This window comes from Cellulomonas sp. P5_C5 (genome assembly GCF_054049655.1).
The window spans coordinates 12,281-33,722 of record NZ_JBFULY010000029.1; the positions used below are offsets into that span (position 1 = coordinate 12,281).

24 protein-coding genes are annotated in these 21,442 nt (G+C 72.8%); 9 read left to right on the forward strand and 15 right to left on the reverse strand.

The window, feature by feature from the left end:
• Positions 1-51: 51 nt before the first annotated feature.
• Positions 52-876, reverse strand: coding sequence for a DUF5926 family protein (locus tag ACXJKF_RS18340; RefSeq protein WP_456789156.1), 825 nt, complete (start codon positions 874-876; stop codon positions 52-54).
• A gap of 139 nt (positions 877-1,015) precedes the next feature.
• Here ACXJKF_RS18340 and pgm point away from each other — a divergent pair, with 139 nt between their 5' ends.
• Positions 1,016-2,689, forward strand: a complete 1,674-nt coding sequence (gene pgm / locus ACXJKF_RS18345; protein WP_456789157.1) for a phosphoglucomutase (alpha-D-glucose-1,6-bisphosphate-dependent) — start codon at positions 1,016-1,018, stop codon at positions 2,687-2,689.
• 73 nt (positions 2,690-2,762) lie between these two features.
• Here pgm and ACXJKF_RS18350 read toward each other — a convergent pair whose 3' ends face one another.
• On the reverse strand, positions 2,763-3,059 hold the full coding sequence (locus ACXJKF_RS18350; RefSeq protein WP_456789158.1) for a GNAT family N-acetyltransferase: 297 nt from the start codon (positions 3,057-3,059) through the stop codon (positions 2,763-2,765).
• A 57-nt stretch (positions 3,060-3,116) separates the two neighbouring features.
• Between ACXJKF_RS18350 and ACXJKF_RS18355 the strand changes: the two genes are divergently transcribed.
• From ACXJKF_RS18355 to ACXJKF_RS18365, 3 genes are read left to right on the forward strand one after another with little or no spacing between them, the layout of a single operon-like run.
• Complete coding sequence (locus tag ACXJKF_RS18355; protein ID WP_456789159.1) at positions 3,117-4,412, forward strand: MFS transporter; 1,296 nt, start codon at positions 3,117-3,119, stop codon at positions 4,410-4,412.
• Complete coding sequence (locus ACXJKF_RS18360) at positions 4,409-5,350, forward strand: phosphotransferase family protein (RefSeq protein ID WP_456789160.1); 942 nt, start codon at positions 4,409-4,411, stop codon at positions 5,348-5,350. Before ACXJKF_RS18355 ends, ACXJKF_RS18360 begins: the two co-directional genes overlap by 4 nt.
• A 55-nt stretch (positions 5,351-5,405) precedes the next feature.
• The gene (locus ACXJKF_RS18365) at positions 5,406-6,227 is read left to right on the forward strand and encodes a hypothetical protein (RefSeq protein WP_456789161.1); all 822 of its coding nucleotides are present in this window, start codon (positions 5,406-5,408) and stop codon (positions 6,225-6,227) included.
• Between the two features lie 14 nt (positions 6,228-6,241).
• On the opposite strand, the gene ACXJKF_RS18370 is transcribed toward ACXJKF_RS18365, so the two are convergent.
• Together ACXJKF_RS18370 and ACXJKF_RS18375 are read right to left on the reverse strand one after the other, a co-directional pair.
• The gene (locus ACXJKF_RS18370) at positions 6,242-6,574 is read right to left on the reverse strand and encodes a hypothetical protein (protein ID WP_456789162.1); all 333 of its coding nucleotides are present in this window, start codon (positions 6,572-6,574) and stop codon (positions 6,242-6,244) included.
• 22 nt (positions 6,575-6,596) lie between these two features.
• Positions 6,597-7,880 (reverse strand): MFS transporter, encoded by a 1,284-nt coding sequence (locus ACXJKF_RS18375; protein ID WP_456789163.1) that lies wholly within the window; start codon positions 7,878-7,880, stop codon positions 6,597-6,599.
• A gap of 171 nt (positions 7,881-8,051) precedes the next feature.
• Here ACXJKF_RS18375 and ACXJKF_RS18380 point away from each other — a divergent pair, with 171 nt between their 5' ends.
• Positions 8,052-8,603, forward strand: a complete 552-nt coding sequence (locus tag ACXJKF_RS18380) for a gluconokinase (protein ID WP_456789164.1) — start codon at positions 8,052-8,054, stop codon at positions 8,601-8,603.
• Here ACXJKF_RS18380 and ACXJKF_RS18385 read toward each other — a convergent pair.
• From ACXJKF_RS18385 to ACXJKF_RS18395, 3 genes are read right to left on the reverse strand one after another with little or no spacing between them, the layout of a single operon-like run.
• Positions 8,563-9,402: an ArsR/SmtB family transcription factor gene (locus ACXJKF_RS18385; protein WP_456789165.1), complete on the reverse strand. Its 840-nt coding sequence runs from the start codon at positions 9,400-9,402 to the stop codon at positions 8,563-8,565. The genes ACXJKF_RS18380 and ACXJKF_RS18385 overlap by 41 nt on opposite strands.
• Before the next feature lie 40 nt (positions 9,403-9,442).
• Complete coding sequence (locus ACXJKF_RS18390) at positions 9,443-9,931, reverse strand: DUF427 domain-containing protein (RefSeq protein WP_456789166.1); 489 nt, start codon at positions 9,929-9,931, stop codon at positions 9,443-9,445.
• A complete protein-coding gene (locus ACXJKF_RS18395; protein ID WP_456789167.1) occupies positions 9,928-10,251 on the reverse strand; it encodes a YtxH domain-containing protein in 324 nt (107 codons plus the stop codon). The genes ACXJKF_RS18390 and ACXJKF_RS18395 overlap by 4 nt, the downstream gene beginning before the upstream one ends.
• Before the next feature lie 112 nt (positions 10,252-10,363).
• Here ACXJKF_RS18395 and ACXJKF_RS18400 point away from each other — a divergent pair, with 112 nt between their 5' ends.
• Complete coding sequence (locus ACXJKF_RS18400) at positions 10,364-11,728, forward strand: APC family permease (RefSeq protein WP_456789168.1); 1,365 nt, start codon at positions 10,364-10,366, stop codon at positions 11,726-11,728.
• Here ACXJKF_RS18400 and ACXJKF_RS18405 read toward each other — a convergent pair.
• A complete protein-coding gene (locus tag ACXJKF_RS18405) occupies positions 11,725-12,363 on the reverse strand; it encodes a TetR/AcrR family transcriptional regulator (RefSeq protein ID WP_456789169.1) in 639 nt (212 codons plus the stop codon). The two genes, ACXJKF_RS18400 and ACXJKF_RS18405, sit on opposite strands and share 4 nt — an antisense overlap.
• Before the next feature lie 75 nt (positions 12,364-12,438).
• Positions 12,439-13,914, reverse strand: a complete 1,476-nt coding sequence (locus ACXJKF_RS18410; RefSeq protein WP_456789170.1) for an MFS transporter — start codon at positions 13,912-13,914, stop codon at positions 12,439-12,441.
• 127 nt (positions 13,915-14,041) lie between these two features.
• Here ACXJKF_RS18410 and ACXJKF_RS18415 point away from each other — a divergent pair, with 127 nt between their 5' ends.
• On the forward strand, positions 14,042-15,100 hold the full coding sequence (locus tag ACXJKF_RS18415) for a DMT family transporter (RefSeq protein ID WP_456789171.1): 1,059 nt from the start codon (positions 14,042-14,044) through the stop codon (positions 15,098-15,100).
• Between the two features lie 29 nt (positions 15,101-15,129).
• On the opposite strand, the gene ACXJKF_RS18420 is transcribed toward ACXJKF_RS18415, so the two are convergent.
• Positions 15,130-15,807: an ArsR/SmtB family transcription factor gene (locus ACXJKF_RS18420; protein WP_456789172.1), complete on the reverse strand. Its 678-nt coding sequence runs from the start codon at positions 15,805-15,807 to the stop codon at positions 15,130-15,132.
• A 66-nt stretch (positions 15,808-15,873) separates the two neighbouring features.
• Here ACXJKF_RS18420 and ACXJKF_RS18425 point away from each other — a divergent pair, with 66 nt between their 5' ends.
• Together ACXJKF_RS18425 and ACXJKF_RS18430 are read left to right on the forward strand one after the other, a co-directional pair.
• Positions 15,874-16,314, forward strand: a complete 441-nt coding sequence (locus tag ACXJKF_RS18425; protein ID WP_456789173.1) for an OsmC family protein — start codon at positions 15,874-15,876, stop codon at positions 16,312-16,314.
• Positions 16,311-16,715, forward strand: coding sequence for a hypothetical protein (locus tag ACXJKF_RS18430; RefSeq protein ID WP_456789174.1), 405 nt, complete (start codon positions 16,311-16,313; stop codon positions 16,713-16,715). The genes ACXJKF_RS18425 and ACXJKF_RS18430 overlap by 4 nt, the downstream gene beginning before the upstream one ends.
• On the opposite strand, the gene ACXJKF_RS18435 is transcribed toward ACXJKF_RS18430, so the two are convergent.
• From ACXJKF_RS18435 to ACXJKF_RS18455, 5 genes are all read right to left on the reverse strand, one after another.
• Positions 16,705-17,622: a pseudouridine synthase gene (locus ACXJKF_RS18435; RefSeq protein WP_456789175.1), complete on the reverse strand. Its 918-nt coding sequence runs from the start codon at positions 17,620-17,622 to the stop codon at positions 16,705-16,707. The genes ACXJKF_RS18430 and ACXJKF_RS18435 overlap by 11 nt on opposite strands.
• A gap of 9 nt (positions 17,623-17,631) precedes the next feature.
• The gene (locus tag ACXJKF_RS18440) at positions 17,632-17,973 is read right to left on the reverse strand and encodes a hypothetical protein (protein ID WP_456789176.1); all 342 of its coding nucleotides are present in this window, start codon (positions 17,971-17,973) and stop codon (positions 17,632-17,634) included.
• A 6-nt stretch (positions 17,974-17,979) separates the two neighbouring features.
• Positions 17,980-18,282 (reverse strand): hypothetical protein, encoded by a 303-nt coding sequence (locus tag ACXJKF_RS18445; protein ID WP_456789177.1) that lies wholly within the window; start codon positions 18,280-18,282, stop codon positions 17,980-17,982.
• 60 nt (positions 18,283-18,342) lie between these two features.
• Entirely contained in the window at positions 18,343-19,245 is a 903-nt protein-coding gene (locus tag ACXJKF_RS18450; protein WP_456789195.1) for a siderophore-interacting protein, read from the reverse strand.
• 86 nt (positions 19,246-19,331) lie between these two features.
• Entirely contained in the window at positions 19,332-21,440 is a 2,109-nt protein-coding gene (locus ACXJKF_RS18455) for an iron ABC transporter permease (RefSeq protein WP_456789196.1), read from the reverse strand.
• Positions 21,441-21,442: the final 2 nt, after the last annotated feature.

Sequence of the window (21,442 nt, forward strand, 5' to 3'; positions counted from 1 at the left end):
GCCCTTGCGCGTCACGTCGGCCACCCTATCTTTCCGCGCAGGTCCTGCTGGTCAGCGCAGGGTGACCTGCCGGGCCACGAGACCGGCCCGCGCACGCCGCTCGTTGGCGTCCAGCGGCGTCGTGTCCGCGAGCGCCGCCTCGAACCGGGGCAGGAAGTCGGCGACGGGCTTCTCGATGTCCTCGGCCTCCGACCCCTTCGCCAGCTCCCACACCGGCACGACCAGGCCGGCCGAGCGGAAGTAGCCGACGAACTTGGCGCCCTCGAAGCCGGACTCGCGCTTGGCGTGCAGGCGGGACAGGGCGTCGAGCACGACCTGCTCCTCGTGCGGCTGCGCCCAGCGCAGGAACTCGCGGGCGCCCATCCGGCACCAGTACGCGGCGTCGGCGGACTCGAGCTTGACGGTGTCGATGATGCCGGCGTCGGCCTCCTCGATCGCGGCCTGCAGGTCCGGCGTGCGCTCGGTGTCCGGGGCCAGCCAGTAGGCGAACGACTCCTGCACGGTGACCTCGAACGGCACGCTCAGGTCCAGCACGTCCTGCAGGCGCGGGCCGGGCTCGGGCAGGCCGATGGTCTCGACGGCCGTGCCGGCCTCGACCTCGATGGCCTCGAGCAGGGCGTGCGCGAGGTCGCGGCTGACGTCGTTCGAGCTGCTCGTCGTCTGCAGGGCCAGCAGGACCAGGCCGTCGGCGCGGTGCAGCGCCGGCCAGGACGTCGGCAGGACCGTCGTCACYAGGACGTCGCGTGCGCCGTACTTCTTCGTGGTGCKGGCCGTGGCGGTCGCGGCGGGGACGAGCTCCTTGAGCGCCACCCAGTCGGGCTCACCGGGGAGCCCCTCGAACGGGCGCAGCACGAAGTCGGACGAGTTCTTGGCCATGCGGGAAAGGCTACCGGTCCGGTGCGCCCGAGCCATCCGCGGCGGTCGGGACGACAGCGTGGGGGCGTCTGCTGGATGAGCGGCAGGCGCTGGTGGAACGGGGGGTGCGCCCGCACCGGGCGTGAGGGAGGATCGCGACATGGACCCGCGTGCCGGAACACCTGCCCAGCCGTCCGACCTCGTCGATCTCGACGCCCTGACCGGCGCGTACTACGACCGCGAACCCGACCTCGACGACCCGGCGCAGCGCGTGGCGTTCGGCACCAGCGGCCACCGCGGCTCGGCGCTGGACACGGCGTTCAACGAGGCGCACATCGTGGCCATCACGTCCGCGATCGTGGAGTACCGGCGCGACCAGGGCACCGACGGTCCCCTGTTCATCGGCCGGGACACGCACGCGCTGTCCGACCCGGCGTGGCGGTCCGCGCTCGAGGTGCTGGCCGCGGCCGGCGTCGAGGTGCACGTCGACGCCCGCGACTCGTGGACGCCGACGCCCGGCGTCTCGCACGCGATCCTGCGGCACAACGGCGCGGGCAGCTCCGAGGGCGTCCGGACGCACGGGCCCGGCCTGGCCGACGGCATCGTCGTGACCCCGTCGCACAACCCTCCGCGCGACGGCGGCTTCAAGTACAACCCGCCGGACGGCGGCCCCGCGGGCTCGGACGCCACCGGGTGGATCGCCGACCGCGCCAACGAGATCCTCGCGTCCGGCTGGAGGTCCGTCCCCCGCGTGAGCATCGAGACGGCGCTCGCCGCGGACACCACGCTCAAGCACGACTACCTGTCGTCGTACGTCGCCGACCTGGCCAACGTCATCGACGTCGAGGCCATCCGGACGTCGGGCGTCCGCATCGGCGCGGACCCGCTGGGTGGCGCGTCCGTGGAGTACTGGGGCGAGATCGGCGACTACTACGGGCTCGACCTGACCGTCGTGAACCCGACGGTGGACCCGCGGTGGGCGTTCATGACGCTCGACTGGGACGGCAAGATCCGGATGGACTGCTCGTCGCCGTACGCGATGGCGTCGCTGGTCAGCCGCATGGCGGGCGACCCGGCGCCCTTCGACATCGCGACGGGGAACGACGCCGACTCCGACCGGCACGGGATCGTCACCGCCGACGGGCTGATGAACCCGAACCACTACCTCGCGGTCGCCATCGCGTACCTGTACGGCGGGGCGCGTCCGGGCTGGCCGGCGGGGACGGCGATCGGCAAGACGCTGGTGTCGTCCAGCCTGATCGACCGGGTGGCCGACAGGCTCGGCCGGCGCCTGCTCGAGGTCCCCGTCGGGTTCAAGTGGTTCGTGCCCGGGCTCGTCGACGGGTCCGTCGGGTTCGGCGGCGAGGAGTCCGCGGGGGCGTCGTTCCTGCGCAAGGACGGGACTGTGTGGACCACCGACAAGGACGGCATCCTGCCCGCGCTGCTGGCCTCGGAGATCCTGGCGACCACCGGCAAGTCCCCGTCGGAGCACCACCGGGACCTCGTCGGGGAGTTCGGGCAGTCCTGGTACGCCCGGGTCGACGCGGCCGCGTCCCGCGAGGAGAAGGCGACGCTGTCCAAGCTGACGCCGGACCAGGTGACCGCGACGTCGCTGGCCGGCGAGACGATCACCGCGAAGCTGACCAACGCGCCCGGGAACAACGCGTCGATCGGCGGGCTCAAGGTCACCACGCACAACGCGTGGTTCGCCGCCCGGCCGTCCGGCACCGAGGACGTGTACAAGATCTACGCCGAGTCGTTCGTGTCCGCGGAGCACCTCGCCCAGGTGCAGGCGGAGGCGAAGGACGTGGTCTCGGCAGCACTGGGCGCCTAGCGCAGAAGGGCCAGTGCCTAGGCCCAGCCACCAGCAGGGGCCCCCGGGGTGACGACTCCCCTGGGGGCTTCTCTCACTTCTGGGGTGCGCGCACCAGGTCCTGGTAGTCGGGGTGGCGGCCGAGCCACGCCTTGACGTAGGGACAGAACGCGACGACGTCCCGGCCGCTCGCCCGGACCGCGTCCAGCGCACCCTGCACCAGGGTCGACGCGATGCCCTGACCCTCGAACCGGGGATCCACCTCGGTGTGCGTGAAGACGACCGTGGTGCCGATCGTGTCGTACACCGCGAAGCCCAGCAGCTCACCGTCGAGGTTCCGCGCCTCGAACCGGTGCTCGTCGGGAGCGTCGCTGACCTGCACGTCCGTCATGCCTGAATGGTGAAGCACCGAAGGGCCGCGCGGAAGAGCGGATGACACACTGGCTGCATGCTCCAGCCGTACCGCGACGTGCTCACGCGCCCCGGAGCCCTCGCGTTCTCGGGTGCCGGTGTGCTCGCGCGGCTGCCCATGTCGATGGTCGGCATCGGCATCGTGCTCATGGTCTCCACGCTGTACGGGTCCTACGGGCTGGCCGGACGGGTGTCCGCGGTCTACGTCATCGCGCAGGCGCTGTGCTCCCCGCAGCTCGCACGGCTGGTCGACCGGCACGGGCAGTCGCGGATCATGCGGCCCGCCGTCGCGATCGCCGCGGTCGGGCTCGTCGGCCTCGTCGTCGCCGCGACCACGGAGGCGCACGAGGTCTGGCTCTACGTCGCCGCTGTCGTGACCGGTGCCGGCATCGGGTCGTTCGGGTCCCTGGTCCGGGCGCGCTGGGCTCGCGTGCTCGGCGCCGACCCGCACCGCATGCACACCGCGTACTCCCTGGAGTCGGCGCTCGACGAGCTGGTGTTCATCGTCGGACCCGTCCTCGCCACCGTCCTGGCCACCGGCGTCGCGCCGACCGCCGGGCTGATCGTGCCCCTGGTCGCCATGCTCGTCGGCGGGTACTGGTTCCTGTCCCTGCGCCGCACCGAGCCGCCACCCGCACCCGTCGGCAGCCCGCGCCCGAAGGGGTCGGTGCTGCGCAAGCCCGGCATGGTGGTCCTCGCCATCGTGTTCGTCGCGATGGGCTCGATCTTCGGTGCCACCGACGTCGCGACCGTCGCGTTCGCCGAGGAGTCCGGGTCCAAGGGCGCGGCCGGGGTCATCCTGGCGATCTTCGCGCTCGGGTCGCTCATCTCCGGGCTGCTCTACGGCACGCGCACCTGGAAGCGGCCCCTGTACGTGCGGTTCGCCACCGGGATGGTCGCGCTCGCGGTCGGCGTCTGCTTCTTCTTCCTCGTGCAGTCGCTCGTGGCGCTCGCCGCCGTCATGTTCGTCGCCGGGTTCGCCATCGCGCCCACCCTCATCAACGGCAACGGCCTCGTGCAGGACCTCGTCCCGCGGGAGYGCCTGACCGAGGGACTGACGTGGGTGGGGACGTCGCTGGGCGTCGGGGTGTCCGTCGGGTCGTCGGTGGCCGGGGCGCAGATCGACATCAACGGGTCGCACGCCGGGTTCCTCGTCGTCGTGATCTCCGCCGGGGCGGCCGTCCTGGCCACGCTCCTGGCGCTGCGGACGCTGCGCGGGGACGGCGCGGAGCACGTGCACAACTCCGTGGAGGCCGAGTCGCCCTCCGCGACCGGCGGTGCCGCGGTGGCGGCGTGCGAGGTCGCCGAGGCCGTGGAGCCGAAGCGGTCGTGATCGACGCACTCACCGCGCTCGTCGCGCCGCTCGGCGTGCTCGAGGACGCCGAGCTCCTCACCGGCGGGCAGTTCGCGACGACGTACCGGGTGACCCTGACGGACGGCAGGCGCGTCGTCGTGAAGACCGCCCCGACGCGGACCGACCAGCTGCTCGGCTACGAGCACGACCTGCTGCGCGCCGAGGCCCTGGTGTACGGGCTCGCGGCGTCGGTGCCCGACCTGCTGATGCCGCAGGTGCTGCTCACCGACTTCACGCGCACGGTGCTGCCCAGCGACGCCCTCGTGGTCAGCCACCTGCCCGGGGTGCCGCTGGTGGACGCGGGGTTCGGGCCGACGGATCCGCGGACGGCCGTCGCCGAGCGCGGCACCGGTGCGGTGCTCGCGGCGCTGCACCGGCTCACCGGTCCGGCCTACGGGTACCCGTGCGGGCGACAGGCGGCCACCTGGACCGAGGCGTTCACCGGCATGGTCGACGAGCTCCTCGACGACGCCGTGCGCTGGTCGGTGGCGGTCCCTGCCGACGAGGTCCGCGTGGTCATGTCCCGGCACGCGCACGTGCTCGACGACGTCACCCGCCCCGCCCTCGTCCACACCGACCTCTGGGCCGGCAACCTGTTCGTCGAGGAGTCCACCGGCACGGTCGTCGGCGTCATCGACCCCGAGCGAGCGTTCTGGGGCGACCCGCTGGCGGACCTCGTCGGCATCGACCCCATGGGCCGCGAGCCCGGGACCCCCGCGCTGCTGGCCGCGTACGGACCGCTGGACGTCGACAGCCCGTCCGCGCGCGTCCGGCTGGACCTGTACCGGATGCGGCTGTGCCTGGTGATGCTGATCGAGATCACACCCCGGAGGTTCGAGGGCGACTGGGTGGAGCCGCACCGCACGGCGGTCACGGCGAACCTGCACGCGGCGCTGGCGGCCCTGCGCTCGTCGTGAAGACCACCCGCGGACGGAGACCCGCGGGGATCTGCGCGTGCGTGAGGATGGGCGGATGCTTCCGCTCCGCCTCGCCCGCAGCGTCACCGCCGTCGTCGTGCTCGCCGCCCTCGCCGCCTGCTCCCCGGACACCGGCGCCGAGCCGTCGGCGTCCCCGTCGGCGTCCCCGACCCCGACGCGCGCACCGCTGACGTTCGAGCAGGCGACCGCCGCGCTGACCAGCACGCTGGTGCCCGGCGCGACCGTCGAGCGCTGCGACGAGTACGAGCCGGGCTCTCCCGAGGCGCAGCAGTACCTMGACCGGGTCGCCGCGGAGCTCGCCGCGACCGAGGACGAGAGGGCCGCCCTGCCCAGCCCGACCCTGCCCCAGTGCGGCAACCCCGGGCTCGGCGACCTGCGGGCCGCGTCCCTGTCCGGCCACGCCTTCGCCATGGGTGACCCGATCGAGCTGCCCGTCGCCGGCGGCGCGAGCCGGGTGATCGAGGTCTACGAGATGCCCGACGCGGAGGCGGCGCAGACCGCCGTCGCGACGGAGGCCGCCGACCTCGAGGGCTGGGCCGTCGACGGGGAGACGCCCCGGGTGGACAACGCGGACGGCTCCTACATCCCGCGGGCCGTCATCTCCGGGGCGGGCGTGGACGAGGTGGACCTGCCCGGCTGGACGGCGTGGATGCTCACGCGCGACGAGGCGTCGTTCCAGGACGACGGCAGCGTCGCCGCGGACCCCTACGCCACGGCGTTCCTCTGGGCCGTGCGCGACGGCGTCGTCATCCGCGTGCAGATCGTCGGCGACGCCCCTGGCCAGGCGGCCGCGACGGCGCTCGGCACCGCGACGCAGTTCGTCACCAGCCTCGATCCGACGGTCGCCACCGACTGAGGGGGCGTGACGCCTCAGTCGCCGACGAAGACGAGCCGGCGGTGGTGGACCTGCCCCGGCCCGTCGACGACGACCAGCCGCGCCAGGCGCACGAGCTCGTCGACGGCGGCGGCGTCGTCGAGGTCGTGCCGCAGGTCGGTCAGCTCGTCGATCAGCCGCAGGCACTGCCACTCGTTGAAGGACGTGTCGAGGTACGGCGCGACGCCCGCGAGCAGCGGGAACCGGGCGTAGTCGTCGAGAGCGGCCTCGGCGAGCTCGAGGACGACGTCTCCTCGGAGCCCCGGCGCGAACACCCCGCGCGCCACCACCTCACCCGTGTGCTCCCGCACCACGACGCTGATCGCCACGGAGGCATGGTGCCACGCAGCGTCAGGGCACCGGGTGGCGGGCGTCGTACTGCCAGAACGAGCGCTGGGAGCGGACCAGGACCCACAGCAGGATCACGCACAGGCAGCCGCCGATCACCGCGGCCCAGCCCTCGCCGACCTTCGACGCCGCCCCGCCGAGCAGCGCCTCGCCCAGGCGGGGTCCGCCGGCGACCACGACGATGAACACGCCCTGCAGCCGGCCGCGCATGTCGTCGGGCGTCGCCGTCTGCAGGATGGTCTGCCGGAACACCGAGCTGATCGCGTCGCTGGCCCCGGCGACCACCAGCATGAGCACCGCGATCGCGAGCGCCAGCCAGAGCACCTGGTCGGGGTGCGACCGCCCGGCCAGCACCAGTGTCAGCCCGAACCCCGCGATGGCCAGCCCCCAGACGGTGATGGCGACCGCGATGATCCGGCCCTGCCAGCGGATGCGGGCCAGACCGCCGGAGAACAGCCCTGCCAGGCCGACACCGACCGCCGCCGACGCGGCCATCACGCCGGTGGTCGTCGCGCCCCCGCCCAGGTACACCAGGCCGACGGCCGGGAACAGCACCCGTGGCGACGAGGTGATCATGGCGACCAGGTCCACCGCGAACGTCATCCGCACGTTGCGCTGCGTGCCCAGGTAGCGGAACCCGTCGACGACGGACGCGAACCCGGCCCGGTCCCGCCGCGTCTCGGACGGCAGCGGCGGTTGTGCGGGGAGCCGGAAGACCGCGAACAGAGCAGCGGTGAACAGCACGGCGTCGACCGTGTACGCCACCGCGTAGTCGAACGCGGCGACGAGCGCGGCGCCCAGCAGGGGGCCCACCGTGAACGCGACGCTGAACCCGAGCGTCTGCAGGGCGTTCGCCGCCGGCATCAGCCGCGGCTCGAGCAGCCGAGGGATGATCGCCGACCGCGCCGGCGAGCTCACCGCGAACGCACCCGACTGCACCGCGACCAGCGCGAACAGCACCCACACCTGCGTGTTGCCCAGCCATGCCTGCGCGGCGAGCCCGAGCGTGACCACCCAGGTCACCACCGACGCCACCAGCGCGACCGCGCGCCGGTCGTAGTGGTCCGAGATCGCTCCGCCGTACAGCCCGAAGATCACCAGCGGCACCAGTGCGCACAGCCCGAGCAGACCGACCGATGCCGTCGACTGCGTGATGCCGTACACCTGCAGCCCGACCGCGACCACCGTCAGCTGCGCGCCGAGGTTCGAGACCGCCAGCCCCCACCACAGCCGTCGGAACGCCGGGCTGACGCGCAGCGGCGTGGTGTCGACGACGAACGAGGGCATCGGACGAGTTTAGTTGCCCCACCCACCCACCCTGCCCCCTACCTGCCGGCGCCGAGAACGKCAGTTCGCCGYGAGAACGGCAGTTCGAGGTGACGTTCTCGCGGCGAACTGACGTTCTCGGCGGGATGAGAGGCTGGGGATGTGAGCAGCGCGCCCGAGCACCTTGTTGTCATGGGGGTGTCTGGGACCGGGAAGTCGACGACCGCGCTGCTCCTGGCCCAGCGGCTCGGACGGCCGATGATCGAGGGCGACGACCTGCACCCGGCGGCGAACGTCGAGGCCATGCGCGCGGGCCGGGCGCTCACCGACGCCGACCGCGGTCCGTGGCTGCGGGCGATCCGGGACGCGATGTCGGCGGCGGGCGGGCCGACCGTCGTGACGTGCTCGTCGCTGCGCCGCTCCTACCGGGACGTCCTGCGCACGGCGGACGGTCGCGTGCGGTTCGTGCACCTGGTGGTCCCGCCGGAGGAGCTGCAGCGCCGGCTCGTGGCGCGGACCGGCCACTTCATGCCCGCGACGCTCCTGGCCAGCCAGCTGGCCACGCTGGAACCGCTGGGTCCCGACGAGGACGGTGTGGACGTCCCGGTCGCAGGCCCGCCGGACGCCATCGTCGACGAGGCCCTGCGCCTGCTGCGCACGGCGACGGGCCGGTCGCCGCAGCGACCGGCCCGTGTGGACCCGCTCAGCCCTCCAGCGACGCTCCCGTCTCCAGGAGCGTCTTGAGGTCGGACAGGATCTGCGGCCAGCCGCCGCCGAACTCGGGCAGGTCCCCGGAGACGAGCGACGCGGTGCGCGGTGCGCCGGTGACGTCGTGCAGCACGGTCAGCTGGGTGATCCCCGCGCCGCGCTCCTCGAGCTCGTAGGTCAGCCGCGTGAACCCCTCGGCGCGGGCCTCGTCGTCCCAGAGAGTGCGCCAGGTGAGCACCAGTCGGGAGCCCTCGACGACGTCGACCACCTCGCCGTCCAGGATCGGCTGGTCGGGCGCTGCGCCGTAGGCGACCATGTCCGCCGACGGGAGCGTCGCGGCCGCGCCGCCGGGCGTGAGGTCGAACGTCGAGGGGCTCTTGTAGCCGTACCGGGCGTTCCACTCGGGCGAGGTGATGGCCTTCCACACGGTGGCGGTGTCGGCCTTGATCCAGATGCGGTTGACGAGGACGGTCGTGGTGGCCGTGTCGGTCTGCAGGTCGGTCTGCGTGGTCATGGTGCTCTCCAGGGCTGATTTGAGGTCGGTCAGCGCGTGCAGGCGYTCGGCGCCGAGCACGTCGTACTTGTCGATCCACCGCTCGTGGATCAGCTGGATCGGGACGGCGTTGAGGAAGTGGAGCTTCTCCCGCCCGGATCGTCGCGTGACGACGAGGCCCGCCTCCTCGAGCACCCGCAGGTGCTTCATGACCCCGAACCGGGTCATGTCGAGGCCCTCCTCGAGCTCTGTCAGCGTGCGGCCGTCACGCGTGTAGAGCTGGTCGAGCAGGTGGCGACGGGTGGCGTCCGCAAGTGCCTTGAACACCAGGTCCTCGTCCATGCCGACGACGTTAGGTGACCAATTGGTCACATGTCAATGGTCACCAGCCGCGCGTGCCCGGGGATCCCTTGAACGGGCCGACGACCTTCGACGTGATCCAGCCCCCGTAGAACCCGCCTGCCTGCGGCTGGACGACCTCACCGTCCACGGTGCAGCGCAGGTCACCGGCGTAGAGCGCGACGCGGTCGGCGAGGGTCTCGTAACCGGGCAGGGGCGCCGGGTAGGTCCATCCGACGCGCGAGAGCAGACGGCCCCCGACGCGCACCGAGACGTACGTCGCCACGCCCTTGAACTCGCACACCGACGAGCCGACCGCGGCCTCCAGCACCCCCGGCTCGAACGCATCGAACGGCAGGTAGTAGACGGGAGGGTGGCTGGTCTCCAGCACGCGGACGGCGTCGGTGGTCGTCGCGACGGGCTGGTCCGCCAGCGTCACGACGACCAGCTCGGGCGTGTTCTCGACCCGAGGTGGCCGCGGGTAGTCCCAGACGGACTCCTGACCCGGCGCTGCAGGCAGCGGGGTGATCACCGGTGACCGGGGTTGGCGTCGTCCGCGTCGACGAGGGGCTCGACGACGGTCGGCGACGCGTCGTCCGTCGGGTACTTCGTCGTCGACGACGACACGGCGCTCTTGGCCGAGTCGACGGCCTTCTCCCACACCGCAGCGCCCTGCTTCTTGGCGAACGCGGCGGCCTGCGCCTCGTACTCCTGCACGTGCTCCTGCACGCGCGGGTCGTGCCAGACGTCCACCGCCCAGGCCTTCATCTTGTCCAGCTGCCGACGCCCGGAGGGAGTGCCGAACAGGTACCCCGCGGTGACGCCCGCCACGAACACGACTCGCTTGATCATGCGCATTCCTCCCGATCTCGGCTGAGTGTCCGAGCGTAGGCAGGGTTCCGCCTCGACGCGCGGCGGAGGGCGTCCGGCCAGAGACTGGCATCGACGAGGCCGGGGGGCGACGATGAGCGACCAGACGATCATGACCACGCCGTTGAAGCGCACGATCGGCCGCAAGGTGCTGATCCTGTTCGTCGTCGGCGACATCCTCGGCGCCGGGATCTACGCGCTGACCGGCAAGGTCGCCGCGGAGGTGGGCGGTGCGATCTGGCTGCCGTTCCTCTGCGCGTTCGTGCTGGCCGGGCTGACGGCCGCGTCCTACGCGGAGCTCGTCGGCCGGTTCCCGCAGGCGGCCGGAGCCGCGCTGTACGCCAACCGCGCGTTCAAGCGGCCGTTCCTCACGTTCATGGTGGCGTTCGCCGTGATGATGTCCGGCGTCACCAGCGCGTCCGCGGCGGCCCGCGCGTTCGGCGGCGACTACCTGGCGGAGTTCTTCACGGTCCCGACGCTGGCCGCTGCCTGGTTCTTCCTGCTGGCCATCTCCGCGGTGAACCTCCTCGGCATCTCGGAGTCCGTGCGCGTCAACGTGGTCCTCACCATCGTGGAGGCGACGGGTCTGCTGGTCATCCTCGCGATCGGGGTGTGGGCCCTGGTCAGCGGCGACGGCGACCCGGCCCGCACGCTCGAGCTGGAGACCGAGGGGGCTCCGCTCATCGCCGTCCTCGGCGCGACCGCGCTCGCGTTCTACGCGCTGCTCGGGTTCGAGGACTCGGTCAACCTGGCGGAGGAGACGCAGAAGCCCCGGCGCGACTTCCCCCGGGCACTCTTCGGCGGCCTCGCGGTCGCGGGCGTCATCTACCTGGGGGTCGCGTTCACGACGTCGATGCTGGTGGACACCGAGACGCTCGCCGAGTCCACCGGTCCGCTGCTCGAGGTGGTCAAGGTGGCCGGCCTGACGTTCCCGCCCGGGCTGTTCGCCGTGATCGCGCTGCTCGCGGTCACCAACACCGCGCTGATCAACATGATCATGGCGTCGCGGCTGGTCTACGGGATGTCGAGCGAGGGCATCGTGCCGAAGGTGCTGGGCCGCGTGCACAAGACCCGGCAGACGCCCTACGTCGCCATCGCGTTCACCCTGCTGATCGCGCTGACCCTGGTGAGCACCGGGGACCTGGCCGGGCTCGCCGACACGACGGTGCTGCTTCTGCTGCTGGTGTTCGTCGTCGTGAACATCTCCGTGCTGGTGCTGCGCAAGGTGCCCGACGACGAGCCGGCGGAGGGCGACGACGGCCCCTCGTTCCGCGCCCCCACATGGGTGCCCGTGGTCGGCGCCCTGGTGTCGCTGGTGCTCGCGTCCCCGGTCACCGGCCGCGACGCCGACGTCTACCTGCGCGCCGGGCTGCTGCTCGCCATCGGCGTGGTGCTGTACGTGATCAACCGGCTGGTCGTCGGCAAGGTCGACGCGGACCCGGCGCGGCTGACGGGCTAGGCGGACCCGGGCGGTGCCAGGAGTCCCGCGACGAGGTCCTGCAGGGGTGCCTCCAGCTCGGCCGCAGTCGCGTCGGCCAGGGGCTGCAGGCCGGGCGTCGAGCGCAGGATCGAGATGCCCAGGCCCGTCGCGAGCACGAGCTGCGAGCGCAGCAGCAGGTCGGCGTGCTGGTCGCCGCCGCGCCGGGCGGCGACGTCGGCGAGGCGCCTGCCCATCTCGGTCAGCGCCTCCACCCTGGTGCGCTCGGCCGTCGGGTCGCCGGAGGACTGCAGCAGCAGCCGCAGCACGTCGCCGGGCTCCTGACCCCACGCGGAGCGGGTGATCTGGCCGCTCATGATGGCGACCACGTCGTCGAGGCCTGCCGAGTCCGACCCCGCGTCGGCGAACGACTCGGCGGCGCTGCGCAGGCAGGCCTCGAAGAGGCCCTCCTTCGACGAGAAGTACCGGCTGATCAGCGACACGTTCACGCCGGCGTCGTCGGCCACCTGGCGCACCGTCGTGCTGGCGTAGCCCTGGCCGGCAAACCGGCGGCGGGCCGCCTGGAGCAGCGCGCGGCGGGTCGCGGTGGCGTCGCGACGACGGGTGACCTCGGGCTGCACGCCCTCGGCATCGTCGGTGCTGCCCGGCTCCGTCACGTCGTCCTCCCGCGTTCGACCGTCGTCACCGTAGCGCGGGCGACCGGAGCTCCCCGGCCACCCGCGCCCGTCGGGTCAGTGCCCCGCGACAAGGGTCTCGAGCTCGGCGTCGACAGCGTCCACCGGGTTTCTGCGACGTCGACCGGGCATGGCCAGGGCGGCCAGGATCGCGAGGACGCCGACGGCGGCGCAGACCGCGAAGCCCATCGTGAACGCGTGGTCCGTCGGGATGCCCTGCGCCGAGGTGTCCGAGGCGATGACGGCGGCGACCACGGCGGTCCCGATACTCCCGCCGATGGTGCGCACGATCGCGTTGACGCTCGTCGCCTGACCGGTGTGCGTGGCCGGGACGGCGTCGATGATCGCGTTGGACATCGCCGCGAAGACCATGCCGATCGCGGCGCCGCTGAGCAGCCCGGACGCCACGATCTGCCACAGGTGGTCGTGGCCCACGGCGGGCAGCGCGTACGCCGCCGTGCCGAGCACCGCACCGACGACGAGCGGCAGCTTCGCCCCGTACCGGCGGACCAGGATGCCCGCGACCGGGCCGAACACGATGAGCATGAGCGTCGTCGGGAGCAGGAACAGCCCGGCCTGCGTGATCGACAGCCCGAAGCCTCCGGCCGCCTCCGGCATCTCGAGCAGGGTGGGCACCACGAGGAACGTGCCGAACATGAGGAAGCCGAAGGTCAGACCGACGGCGTTCGCGGGCCAGACGCGGCGGTTGGCCAGCAGCCGCATGTCGATCAGCGGCTCCTTCAGACGCAGCTCGACGAGGACGAACGCGACGAGGCCCACGGCTCCGAGGGCGAACATGCCCAGGGTCTGGGCGGAGTCCCAGCCCCACTCGCGGCCCTTGCTGATGGCGAGCAGCAGCGACACCAGCGACACCGACAGGATGAGCGTGCCGACGATGTCCAGCCGCCCAGGCGTCCGGACGGGCGACTCGGGCACGCCGAACGCGACGCCCAGCAGCGCCGCACCGACCAGCACGAGCGGGAGCCAGAAGAGCCACTCCCAGGACAGGTTGTCGACGATCGGTCCGGCGAGCACGATCCCGAGGCCCGCCCCGATGCCGGAGATGGCCGAGAGCATGCCGACCGTGACGCTGACGCGCTCCTTGGGCAGCTCGTCGCGGACGATACCGATCGACAAGGGCAGGATCGCGCCCGCGGCGCCCTGGAGCACCCGGCCGGCGACGAGCATCGGCAGCGTGGTGGCCAGCCCTGCGAGCACCGTGCCGGCGGCGAGGAGCGCGAGCACGACGAGGAGGATCTTCCGCTTGCCGGCCATGTCGCCGAGCCGCGCGAGGATCGGGGTGAGGACCGACGCCGAGAGCAGGTAGGCCGTCATGACCCAGCTGATGTCGGTCATCGACGCCTGCAGGTCCGCGGCGATCGCGGGCAGCGCCGGGGCCACCAGTGACTGCAGCAGGGCGAACGAGAGACCGCCCAGGGACAGGAACAGCACGACGACCGTCGTGTTCGCGTGCCGCCCGGAGCGGACGGGGCGCGCGGGCGCCTCCGGCTCCTGCACGATCGTGGAACTCACAGCAGACTCCCGACAAGTAAACGATTGATTACACGCAACGGTACGTCGGGGTGCACGGCCATGTCAACGAGCGTTTACATGTGTTCTCGGTCACGGACCTCGCCCTTGCGCGGGGGATCATGGGGTCGTGAGCGACTCCTCGCGCGGCCTCCGGAACGCCGGTGTCCGCGCAGCCCTGCTCGCCGCCGTGCTGTTCGGTGCGAGCGCCCCCCTGGCGAAGCTCCTGCTCGGCGAGGTCAGCCCGTGGCTCCTGGCCGGGCTGCTGTACGTCGGCGCGGGCCTGGGGATGTGGGTCTGGCGGCTGGCGCGACGGGCGCCACGCGTCCGCCTCGCCCGCCACGAGGTCCCGTGGCTCGTCGGAGCGGTCGCCGCCGGAGGGATCGCGGGCCCTGTGCTGCTCATGTTCGGGCTGGCCTCGATGCCGGCGTCGGGGGCGTCGCTGCTGCTCAACGCCGAAGGCGTCCTGACGGCGGTGATCGCCTGGGTCGTGTTCCGTGAGCCGGCGGGCCGGCGCGTGGTCCTGGGGATGGCCGCGATCGTCGCCGGTGCGGTCGTCATCGCCGTCCCGACCGCCCAGGCGCAGGTCACCAGCGTGTGGCCCGCGCTCGCCGTCGTCGGCGCGTGCGCGTGCTGGGCGCTCGACAACAACCTGACCCGCAAGGTCTCGCTGACGGACGCGACCTGGCTCGTCGCGGTCAAGGGCTCGGTCGCCGGACCGACCAACCTGGTCCTCGCCCTGGTGCTCGGCGCGCAGCTCCCCTCGCTGCGCGCCACCGGTGCCGCCCTGGTGCTCGGCTTCCTCGCCTACGGGCTGAGCCTCGTCCTGTTCATCGTCGGGCTGCGGCACGTCGGTACCGCGCGCGCCGGTGCGTACTTCTCGGTGGCGCCGTTCTTCGGCGCCGTCCTGGCCGTCGCCCTCGGGGACGCGGTGACCTGGCAGCTGCTCGTCGCCGGTGGGCTCATGGCCGTCGGGACGTGGCTGCACCTGAGCGAGGAGCATGGCCACGAGCACACGCACACCGCCGTGACGCACGACCACTGGCACACCCACGACGACGGCCACCACGACCACGAGCACGCCGAGCTGGTGGCGCCCGGCGTCCGCCACCGGCACGTGCACGCCCACGAGCCCGTCACCCACACCCACGAGCACTACCCCGATGCTCACCACCGCCACGACCACTGACACGTCAGACGTCCTGGCGTCGCAGCGCCCTAGGTCCAGGACGGCGTCGACAGACCCCAGACGCGCAGGAGAGCGTCGGCCCCTTCCCGCGTGACGTCCAGACCACGCCCCCGGTGCCGGCGCCGAACCCAGCCGCGCTCGGTGACGAGCGTGGCGACCGCGGCGCCGAGGCCCCCGGCCAGGTGCGGCCGCCGCTCGGTCCAGTCGGGACACGTCCGCACGGTCGGTCGGGTGCGCGCCTCGAGGTCGTCGACGGGGATGCCCAGGTCGGCCAGGGCGGCGCGTCCCGTCGGTGTGAGCTGGGGCGTGAGCCACGCGGAACGCTGCATCGACTCCAGCAGCTCGACGCCGAGGCGACCGGCCAGGTGGTCGTAGCAGAGGCGGGCCCGGGCCAGGTCACGCGCGTCGCGCGACCGGCGGTAGGACGCCACCGGCGTCGGCGGGCACAGGTGCCCCAGCCTCTCGAGGGCAGCGGCGACGGAGTCGTCGGCCAGCGAGTAGAACCTCTGCCGGCCGCGCGGGTCGCACCGGACCAGCCCCGCGTCGACCAGGACCGACAGGTGCTCGCTCGCGGTGGCGGCCGACACCCCGGCTGCGGCCGCGAGCTCGCCGGCCGGCCGCCGCGACCCGTCCATCAGCAGGTCGACGAACGTCGACCTGGCCGGCGCCGCGAGCGCACGCCCGATCACGGAGAAGTCCCTGCCCATGGCCCCGACGGTACCTCCGGGACACTTCGGCCCCTCCCGAAGTGTTCTGGTCCTACGGTGCGGCGCATGACCACGCACACGTACACGACCCTCCTCGACTGGTCCGGCTCCACGGGCGACGGGTATCGGGCCTACTCCCGCGACCACCGTGCCGAAAGCGTCCCCCTCAGCGCCGCTCCTGAGTTCCGTGGCGACCCGAACCGGCTCAACCCCGAGCAGCTGCTCGTGATGGCGGCCAGCTCGTGCCAGCTGCTGTCGTTCCTCGGCGAGGCGGCCCGCGCGGGGGTCGACGTCGTCGGCTACGCGGACAACGCCGAGGGGACCATGCCGTCGGAGTCGGTGCCCACCCGCCTCACCCGGATCGCCCTGACCCCCGTCATCCGCGTCTCCCCCGGCACCGACCACGACCTGGTCCGGGCGCTCGTCGAGCAGGCCCACGAGCGCTGCTACGTCGCCCACTCGCTCACCGCCGACGTCGTCGTCTCCCCGACGGTCGTCGACGCATGAGCGCCCTGCGGGACATCGAGGTCCTGCTCGACGACCGGCCCGGCGCCCTGGCCGACCTGGGCGAGGTGCTCGGTGCGGCGGGTGTGAGCCTCGAGGGCGGCGGGGTGTTCGGTCGCGACGGCGTCGCCGTGGCGCACTTCCTGGTGGCCGACGCCGACCGGGCGCAGGCCGCGCTGCAGGACGCCGGCATCGGCCCGGTCACCGTGGCCGAGGTGGTCCTGCTCCGGCTGGACCAGGGCACCCCCGGCCAGCTGGGCCAGGTGGCCCGCCGCATGGCCGACGCCGGGGTCAACCTGCGGGTCCAGTACAGCGACCACGACCACCAGCTCGTGCTCGTGGCCCACCCGGCCGACCATGACCTCTGCGCCGCCGTGGCGGCGCGGTGGGGCGCTAGTCGGTGAGCGGGAGGCGGCGGACGCTGCGGAACCGTCGGGCCGTGCCGTCGACGGGGTCGGTGAACGCGAGCTCTCCGGCGAGCAGCTGCAGCGGCCGGCTGAAGTCGTCGACGTCCACGTCATGCACCACGGGGTAGAGCGGGTCGTCGACGATCGGGATGCCGAGCCCGTCGAGGTGCACACGCAGCTGGTGCGTGCGACCCGTCCGCGGCGTCAGCCGGTAGATGCCACGACCGTCCACCGTGGACTCGAGCTCCACCAGCGTCTCGGCGTTGACCGGTGCGCCGGGCACCACCTCGGCCTGCCACGAGCCCCGCTCCTTGCGGAGATGGTTCCGGACGACGACAGGCAGCGTCAGGTCGTCGCGCAGCGGAGCCAGCGCCCAGTACGTCTTCCCGACCGCGCGGTGCTCGAACAGGCTCTGGTACGGCCCGCGCCACCGAGGCTCCGTCGCCAGCATCAGCAGACCGGACGTGACCCGGTCCAGGCGGTGCAACGGCGACAGGTCCGGCAGCCCCAGCTCGGCGCGCAGCCGGACGACGACGCTCTGCATCACGTGCCGGCCCCGCGGGATCGAGGACAGGAACGGCGGCTTGTCGACGACCACCAGGCGCTCGTCGCGATGCACCACGTGGATCGGCGCCGTGACCTCCGGCTCGTCGCGCAGGTCCCGGTGGAACCACACGAACCGGTGCGGGACGTACGGGTCGTCCTCGCGCACCGCACGGCCGTCCTCGTCGACGAACCGCTCCCCCGCCAGCATCGCCGCCACGTCCACGTGCTCCGGCAGCCGGTGCCGCAGCCAGTCGCCCATCGTCGCCCACTCGTCCGGACGGGAACGGTCACGGTCCGGGGTGCGCAGCCGGGCGGCGTCGAGACCGTGCCGCGCCGGCAGCGGCGATCTGGGAGGCACCCGCCGATGCTAGGGGAGCGTGCGACCGAGCCGAGTCGCGGAGACCACATAGGCGTCCAGGTTGGCACGCACGCCGATGGCCACGACCTCCGCAGCGAGAACCTCCACGGAGCCCTCGTCGATGACTCGGTAGACGAGACGGAACCGCGGTCTGTCCCCAGTGCCAGGAACGTCGAAGTACAGCTTGCGGCAGTCGCGCAGGTCCCCCGTCGCTGCGTGGAAGTCGAGCGGGACACCCACGCGTCGACCCGTCCGCACGTCGGCGACGGCGTTGATCGCAGCCCGCTGCGCCTCGGTGCCCGGCAGGCTTCGGATGTCGCCGACGACGTCCCGGTGGAGGGTGAGTTCCACGCCCGGTCAGTCGAGGTCGACGGTGGCGCGGTCCACCCCGAGCTCATTGACGACGTCCTCCAGGCTGATGCGAGGCGTGCCGTCGGCGATCCGGTCACGCAGGACGGCGGCCAGACGGGCGTCCTCGATCGCGTCGTACACGTCCCGGAAGAGCTCATAAGGGATGACGACGCCTTCGGCACGGCGGTGGCTGCCGAAGACGAGCGGCTCAGCGGCGATTCCCTCGCGACGGAAGCGCTCGAGTGTCGCGGACAGCTCGATCCGTGCCTCGCTGGTGGGTTTGACGTCGAGAACAGGCAGAGCGCTCATGCACCCAGTCTCTTCTCCAGCAGCCACTGGGTCAAGAAGTTGTACAACTTTTGGTACGACTCAGTTGGCCTCGGAGCGCCCCGCGCGCCAGTACCCCATGAATGCCACAGCCTTGCGGTCCACGCCGCACTCGGCGACGAGGTGGCGACGGAGTGTCTTGATGACGGCGGCCTCGCCGGCGAGCCAGGCGTAGAGCGCAGCGTCGGCGCGCAGCGGCGCACCAGCTGAATCGACGGGCACCTCCCACAGCATGCCCTCGTCGACGTCCACGTCCTCCAGCTCGACGTCGGGTGCGGGCGCCTGACCGGGCAGCAGCCGCGCGCACGCGGCCTGCACGGCGGGGACGAGCAGCTCGCCGTGCGCGCGCCCGTCGCGGCCGTACCAGCGGACGGTGACCCCGGACGGTGCGGCCAGCGGGAGACGGTCGCCGGACAGCGGCATCTCGATGAGCGCTTCGCCGCGAGCATCACGAGGCAGGCGCTCGAGGATCCCCGCGATGGCCGGCAGGGCGGTCTCGTCGCCGGCGATGAGCAGTCGGTCGGTGTGGGCCGGGGGCACGAAGTCGACGCCGCCGTGCGGGCCGGTCGCGTCGGCGTTGGGGCCGAGGATCACGAGGTCGTCGCCGGGTGCGGCGCCGAGGGCCCAGCGGGAGGCGGGGCCGAGGTCGCCGTGCAGGACGATGTCGACGTCGACCTCGCGGCGCTCCTGGCGGACCCCACGTGCGGTGTAGGTGCGGATCGGGTGGCGCTTCTCGTCGGGCATCGCGCGCCAGCGGCCGTACCAGTCGGCGCTGTCCTGCAGGCTGAGCAGCTCGTCGTAGGACGCGGTGTCCAGCGGCAGGAAGAACTTGATGCGCTGGTCGAACCCGTTGTCCGCGAAGCGGTCCAGGTCCTCGCCCGTGAACGTCACCCGGACCACACTCGGGCACATGGGCTGCACCGCTGCCACCTGCACGGCGAACATGCGGAAGGGCAGCGCCGGGGCCTCCACCGAAACAGTCACGTCGCCCAGGGTAGAGGAAGGTGAGGCTTCCCTCACTACCGAGTTGGTCACAGTGCGCTCCTCCGGGTCCGCCACAGCAGGTAGATGAAGTACGGGGTGCCGATCATGGCCGTGAGCAGACCGGCGGGGATCTGCGCGGGGGCGATGACGGTCCGGCCGAGCGTGTCGGCGACGCTGACCAGCAGAGCGCCCAACAGGGCGGCGACCGGGATGACGCGGGCGTGCGAGGACCCGACGAGCGAGCGGGCCAGGTGCGGGGCGATGAGGCCGACGAACCCGACCACGCCGATCGCGGTGACCGCCGCCGCGGTGAGCAGCGCGGTCACGACGAGCACGCCGAGCCGGGTCCGCTCCAGCTGGACGCCGAGCACCCGGGCCACGTCGTCGTCGACCGCCAGCACGTCCAGGTCCCGACGCCACCGGACGATCAGCGGGACCATCACCAGCAGCGCGACGGCCACGGGCCACACCTGCGTGGCGGTCCGCCCGTAGGTCGAGCCCGACAGCCAGGTGAGCGCCATGGTCGTGTTCCACGGGCTGGTCAGCACGACGATCAAGGTGATCAGCGACGTCGCGGCCGCCGAGACACCGATGCCGACGAGCACGAGCCGGTCGGAGCTGAGCCCGCGCCGGTTGGCCAGCGCGTAGACCAGCGCGAACGTGCTCAGGGCCCCGACGGCCGCGGCGGCGGACACCACCCAGAAGCTGGCGCCGGGGAAGAGCACGATCGCGAGCACCGCGCCGACGCCGGCACCGCCGGTGATGCCCAGCAGGCTCGGCTCGGCGAGCGGGTTGCGCGCGACCGCCTGCACGGTGGTCCCGGCGAGGCCCAGCGCGGCGCCGGCCAGCAGCGCGGCGAGCACGCGCGGGGTGCGCTGGTCGAGCACGAACGAGACCTGCCGGCCGCTGACGCCCGCGAACCAGTTGGCCACGTCGCCCATCAGGAGCAGGCGGTCGCCGAGCAGGAAGCCGGCGACGATCGCCGCGACGACGGCGGAGACCAGGACCGTGATGACGACGGCCACCCGGACGCGGGACGCGGGGTGGGCGCCGACCGACGCGGTGCTGCGGGTCGGACCGGAGTCGCGCAGGCGGCGGGCCAGCCAGACCATGACCGATGCGCCGAACAACGTGGTGACGATGCCCGTCGGGATCGCGACGGAGGCGACCCCGGGCACGACCAGCCGGAGCAGCACGTCGGCACCGAGCACGACGACGCACCCGGCCAGGGCGGCCAGCGGCAGGAGCAGCCGGTGCCGCGCCATGCCGGGCACGCGTCCGGCCACCAGGCGCGCGATGACCGGCGCCGTCAGCCCGACGAAGCCGATGGGACCGGCGACGGTGACCGCGAGCGCCGCCAGGAGCACGGCGAGCAGCACGGTGACGACGCGGGTGCGTCGGACGTCGAGGCCGAGGACGGACGCCGTGTCGTCGCCGAGCGCCAGCACGTCGAGGCGGCGCGCCCAGAGCACGAGGACGAGCCCGGCGAGCAGCACCACGGGCGCCGCCTGGGCCACCTTGGAGGTGCCGGACTGCACGATGGAGCCCTCGCCCCACGCGAACATCCCCATCGTCTCCTGCTCGAACAGGAGCATGAGGAGGATGGTCAGCGACGAGAGCGCGAGCATCGTCGCCGATCCCGCGAGCACGAGCCGGGTGGGCCCTTCGGCGCCACCGCGCGCGATGGCCAGCACCAGCGCAGCGGCCGCCAGACCACCGACGAACGCGAGCGCCCCGTTGACGGCGAACGGGAGCGTCAGCCCGGTGACCGCTGCGAGGACCACCGTGAAGTAGGCGCCGGCGTTGACCGCGAGGGTGTCGGGCGAGGCCAGCGGGTTGCGGGCGACGGACTGCAGCGCGCTGCCGGACAGGCCCAGGGCGGTCCCGACGAGCAGCGCCGCGAGCACGCGCGGGGCCCGCGACGCGACGAGCACCGCGAGCGCCTCGTCGTCGCCCGACCCGGTGACCAGGCCGAGCAGGTCAGCGACCCGGACGTGCGAGGTGCCGAGCGTGAGGTCGACGGCCGCGAGGACGGCCACGGTGACGATCGCGGCGACGAACACCCCGACGATCAGCGCCGGCCGGGCGCGGCGGACGGCGGCAGGACCCGCCGCGCTCAGCGCTGCGGGTCCCGCCGTCGGTGCGTCGACACTCATGG

Bases quoted from the DNA above. Each gene is read 5' to 3' on its own strand.
- pgm (WP_456789157.1), top strand. From the start codon at position 1,016: ATGGACCCGCGTGCCGGAACACCTGCCCAGCCGTCCGACCTCGTCGAT.
- ACXJKF_RS18350 (WP_456789158.1), bottom strand. From the start codon at position 3,059: ATGACGGACGTGCAGGTCAGCGACGCTCCCGACGAGCACCGGTTCGAG.
- ACXJKF_RS18375 (WP_456789163.1), bottom strand. From the start codon at position 7,880: ATGCCCTCGTTCGTCGTCGACACCACGCCGCTGCGCGTCAGCCCGGCG.
- ACXJKF_RS18380 (WP_456789164.1), top strand. From the start codon at position 8,052: ATGGGGGTGTCTGGGACCGGGAAGTCGACGACCGCGCTGCTCCTGGCC.
- ACXJKF_RS18395 (WP_456789167.1), bottom strand. From the start codon at position 10,251: ATGATCAAGCGAGTCGTGTTCGTGGCGGGCGTCACCGCGGGGTACCTG.
- ACXJKF_RS18400 (WP_456789168.1), top strand. From the start codon at position 10,364: ATGAGCGACCAGACGATCATGACCACGCCGTTGAAGCGCACGATCGGC.
- ACXJKF_RS18420 (WP_456789172.1), bottom strand. From the start codon at position 15,807: ATGGGCAGGGACTTCTCCGTGATCGGGCGTGCGCTCGCGGCGCCGGCC.
- ACXJKF_RS18425 (WP_456789173.1), top strand. From the start codon at position 15,874: ATGACCACGCACACGTACACGACCCTCCTCGACTGGTCCGGCTCCACG.
- ACXJKF_RS18430 (WP_456789174.1), top strand. From the start codon at position 16,311: ATGAGCGCCCTGCGGGACATCGAGGTCCTGCTCGACGACCGGCCCGGC.
- ACXJKF_RS18445 (WP_456789177.1), bottom strand. From the start codon at position 18,282: ATGAGCGCTCTGCCTGTTCTCGACGTCAAACCCACCAGCGAGGCACGG.
- ACXJKF_RS18450 (WP_456789195.1), bottom strand. From the start codon at position 19,245: ATGTTCGCCGTGCAGGTGGCAGCGGTGCAGCCCATGTGCCCGAGTGTG.
- ACXJKF_RS18455 (WP_456789196.1), bottom strand. From the start codon at position 21,440: ATGAGTGTCGACGCACCGACGGCGGGACCCGCAGCGCTGAGCGCGGCG.